At 66.1% G+C, this 3,075-nt stretch carries 3 protein-coding genes; all 3 read left to right on the top strand.

What is annotated here, in order from left to right:
- Positions 1-211 precede the first annotated feature (211 nt).
- The 3 genes from GX444_17810 to GX444_17800 all read left to right on the top strand — a co-directional run bounded on the left by GX444_17810 (position 212) and on the right by GX444_17800 (position 2,901).
- Complete coding sequence (locus tag GX444_17810) at positions 212-1,135, top strand: hypothetical protein (GenBank protein NLH50438.1); 924 nt, start codon at positions 212-214, stop codon at positions 1,133-1,135.
- 72 nt (positions 1,136-1,207) lie between these two features.
- Positions 1,208-2,383 carry a polysaccharide deacetylase family protein gene (locus tag GX444_17805; protein ID NLH50437.1) on the top strand — a complete coding sequence of 392 codons (1,176 nt, stop codon included), beginning with the start codon at positions 1,208-1,210 and terminating at the stop codon, positions 2,381-2,383.
- Positions 2,380-2,901, top strand: a complete 522-nt coding sequence (locus GX444_17800; protein NLH50436.1) for a GNAT family N-acetyltransferase — start codon at positions 2,380-2,382, stop codon at positions 2,899-2,901. The genes GX444_17805 and GX444_17800 overlap by 4 nt, the downstream gene beginning before the upstream one ends.
- Positions 2,902-3,075: the final 174 nt, after the last annotated feature.

The raw sequence follows: 3,075 nt of genomic DNA, 5'->3' as shown, positions 1-3,075 counted from the left end.
GGGGCAGCTGCCCCTCCAGGACGCAGACCAGCAACCTCATCCGCTGTAACTCCTTGGGAGTCATCGAAATCATGTCCTTCTTCATGGGGGACATAATCGCTAAGCAGTTACAGGGGACAAAGTCGCTAAGCTAATACAGTTAACACGCGCTGCCTTGCGTCAAAAGGGTCAAATTCATACAATTCGCCAGCCTGGTAACGCGGGGGAAAAAATGTCGCTGCCCGATCAGACGGTGGAAGAATTCATTCAAGCCTACGACCGGATGGAACGGCCGCTGGCGGTCCTGGCGCACCAGGATGACGAAGTGCCCTTCGGCGGCACGCTGGCTCACGCCGGCGACCGCGTGCGCATCGTCTGGGTCACCAACGGTGACGGCTTGTATTTCGAGACCGACGTGGCGCCGCGGCAGTACGCGACGATCCGCAAGACCGAGGCCCTGAAAAGCGCGGCGGCCCTGGGGATCACCGCGGACCGCACGGAATGCCTCGACTTTTCCGAGGTCGAAATCTACCGCCGGTTGTCCTACGTGACGCAAGCCGCCGACGCGGCCACGCGGCTCCGGCCGTTTTTCCAGCGGATGATCGACGCGATCCGCGACCGCGTTTTCGCCTATCGGCCGCAAGTCGTCTTCACGCCCGCCTACCAGGGCGGCAATCCCGAGCACGACCTGACCCATTATTTCACCCGGTTGGCGCTCGACGATTACCAAAAGCAGACCGGCGAAACCGTGCCGCTGATTCACGTGCCGATGTACGAATACATCATTCTGGTGGCCCTGCGCTTCAACCCGTTCTATCGCGGCCTGCGCTGGCGCTACCGCCTGAACGAAAACGAGATGCGGGCCAAGCGGAACATGCTCGAAGCCTATCCCTCGCAAGTCAACCTGTTCCGGGGTTTCGAAAAGATCGCCAACGCGACCGGCAAGCTGGCCGTGCTGACCGGCGGCAAGGCGGTGACGGCGGAGGAGTTTCTCGGCCAGGAGGAATTCGGGCCGGTGCCGGCGGACTGGGATTACCTGAAAAACCCGCACACCTTCGATCGGGCCAATTACATCGGCGATCATTTCGCCGGGATCCCGGTGTCGTTCGACAAGTCGATCCGCCCCATCGTCGCGTCGTTCCCGCGGGCGGTTTAGGCGGCGCTCCGTCCGCCGCGAAAAAACGGCCGCGCTTTTCACGGTTCGCCACCCGCGTCGAGGATTGTCTTCATGCCGGTTCGCCATCGTTCAACCCGCGTTTCCCGCCGCCGACCGCGCCGCCGCCTTCGCTGGTGGCTGCCGCTCCTGCTCGGCGCGCTGCTCGGCGCGGTGTATTGCGGCTGGTCGCATCCGGCGACTCGCCGGACGCTCGCGGCCGGCGCGCGAATCCTCGCCGACCGCCTTCCCGGCCGGGCCGCGGCGCAGGCGGAACCGTTGACCCCCGCCGATCCGCTGCAAACCACCGTCGGCTCGTTCACCTTCGGTTCGGCCGCCGTGCTCGAAAAGTGCTGGACGCCGGCCGAACTGGCGGGAACCGCCGCCGACCGCAATGTGCTGAATCACGATCCGCATCCGGACTTGTCGCCGCCCGAACGGACCGCGCCCAAGCATCGCCGGCCGCCCGTGCCGCCGGCCTGGCGCAATTCGCTGCGCGAGGTCGAGCCGCGCGATAATCGCCGGCCGATCGCGCTGACCTTCGACCTGTGCGAGCGCCCGCGCGAACGCACCGGCTACGACGCGGCGCTGGTCAATTACCTGCGCGCGAATCGGGTCCCGGCCACGTTTTTCGCCGGCGGCAAGTGGCTGCGTTCGCACCCCGAACCGGCGATGCAGCTCCTGGCCGATCCGCTGTTCGAGGTCGGCAGCCATGGCTGGTCGCATGCCAATCACCGTGTGATTCCGGCCGAAGAAGGCGTCCGGCAGGTCGAATGGGCGCAGGCCGAGTACGAATTGTTGTGGGAACGGCTCGCCGCGCGACCGTGCGCCCGCGCGGCCGGCGACGCGGCCATGGCCCGCATTCCGCCGATTCCGCTGCTGTACCGGTTCCCCTACGGCGCCTGCGACGCCGCCGCGCTCGCGCTGCTCGCCGAACAGGGTCTGCCGGCCGTGCAATGGAGCATCGTCACCGCCGACCCGTCGCCGCACCGCTCGGCCGCCCTGATCGCCGCCACCGTGCTGCAACGCGCCCGGCCGGGCGCGATCGTCATCGGCCATGCCAACGGCCGCGGCCATCGCACCGCCGAGGCGCTGGCTTTGTTCGTGCCGAAGTTGCGCGAACAGGGCTATGAATTCGTCACGGTCAGCGAACTGCTGATGCGCGGCCGGGCGGTCGCCGAAACGGAGTGCTACGAGGAGCGGCCGGGCGACAACAAGAAATACGATCAACTCTTCCGGGAGGGACGATGAGCGAGCCGTTCCGTTGCGAGGAATTTTCGCACCCGCTCGGCCGGTTGCGCGAGTTCGCGCCGGACGACGCCGGCTACCTGGCGATCCGCCTGTCGGCCATGGATCCATGGAAAACCCTCGGCTCCGAACCGGCGGGGTTGGAGAATTACCTGCGCCGGCCCGACGCGGCGCTGCGGCGATTCACGGTGGAAATCGACGACCGGCCGTGCGCCGTGCTGGCGGTGCGTTATCCGTGGCTGCGCGGGTCGTTTCTGGAAATACTGGCGGTCAGCGAGGGCTGGCACGGGCAGGGGATCGGCGGCGCGCTGCTCGCCTGGTTGGAAAAGCAGGCGGCGCGGCTGGCGCCCAACCTGTGGGTGACGGTCTCTTCCTTCAACGAGCCGGCGCTGGCGTTCTATCGCGCCCGCGGCTACGCGGACGCGGCGGTGCTGCCCGGTTTGCTCCGGCCCGAGTTCGACGAAATCCTGTTGCGCAAGGGCCTCGGCGAGCCGCCGTGCTCCTGCGGCCATTCGCACTGACCCGGAACCAGATTCGTCCGGCGCGATTCGCGCGGTGTTTATACTTAGGCAATATGTCCCCTTAACTGTGCAGCAAAAATGTCCCCTTGGTTACGTAGAGTTCGGAGCCGAGGCCTGATAGACCCACGTCCAGTTGGTTGTTCCCTTTCGATTTTCCGTTTTGCATCGGGCTTT

It is taken from the genome of Myxococcales bacterium (genome assembly GCA_012517325.1).
In the GTDB taxonomy this organism is placed as follows: domain Bacteria; phylum Lernaellota; class Lernaellaia; order Lernaellales; family Lernaellaceae; genus JAAYVF01.
The sequence above is the reverse complement of the archived record's forward strand: the minus strand, read 5'-3'. Positions and strand labels throughout refer to the sequence as shown.